The sequence below is a fragment of the Oleiphilus sp. HI0125 genome, assembly GCF_001635355.1.
Genome location: NZ_LWGF01000545.1, coordinates 1 through 746 on the forward strand (window position 1 = coordinate 1; position 746 = coordinate 746).

Genomic DNA, 746 nt, shown 5'->3' on the forward strand with positions numbered 1-746 from the left:
AGAAGCACCCGAACGCGAAAGTTATGCTTATCGCTGAAAAAGGTACGATGGGTGTTGGTTCTTCACGTATGTCTGGTGTTAACAACGTTGCACTTTGGGCTGGTGAAAAGACTTCTCCATACATTCCATTCATCAACAACCGTCCAGTTGTAGCAGGTACTAACGGTATCGCGCCAATCTTCTTGACGACTGTTGGCGTAACAGGTGGTATCGGTCTTGACCTTAAAAACTGGGTTAAGAAAACTGACGCAAATGGCGAAGTTGTTCGTGATGAAAACGGCGATCCAGTATTAGAAGAAGCATACTCTGTTGNGACAGGTACTGTTCTTACTATCGATACAAAAGCGAAGAAGCTTTACAACGGTAGCGAAGAGCTTTCTGACGTTTCTGACGCATTCACGCCTCAGAAAGTTGAGTTCATGAAGGCTGGCGGTTCTTACGCGGTTACTTTCGGTAAGAAGCTTCAAACATTCGCAGCTGAAACATTGGGTGTTGAAGCGCCTGTTGTTTACGCAGCATCTAAAGAGATCTCAAACGAAGGCCAAGGCCTAACTGCTGTTGAAAAAATCTTCAACCGCAATGCAGTTGGCGTAACGTCTAAAACTCCTCTACATACTGGTTCAGACGTTCGCGTTAAAGTGAACATCGTTGGTTCTCAGGACACTACTGGTCCAATGACTTGCCAAGAACTAGAAGCAATGGCTGCTTCTACTATCTCTCCAGATGTTGATGGTGCTTTCCAATCA

At 45.2% G+C, this 746-nt stretch carries 1 pseudogene; it reads left to right on the forward strand.

Features of this window, described 5'->3' with window-relative positions:
* Positions 1 to 746, forward strand: a pseudogene (locus tag A3762_RS06870) (bifunctional aconitate hydratase 2/2-methylisocitrate dehydratase); the annotation flags it as partial.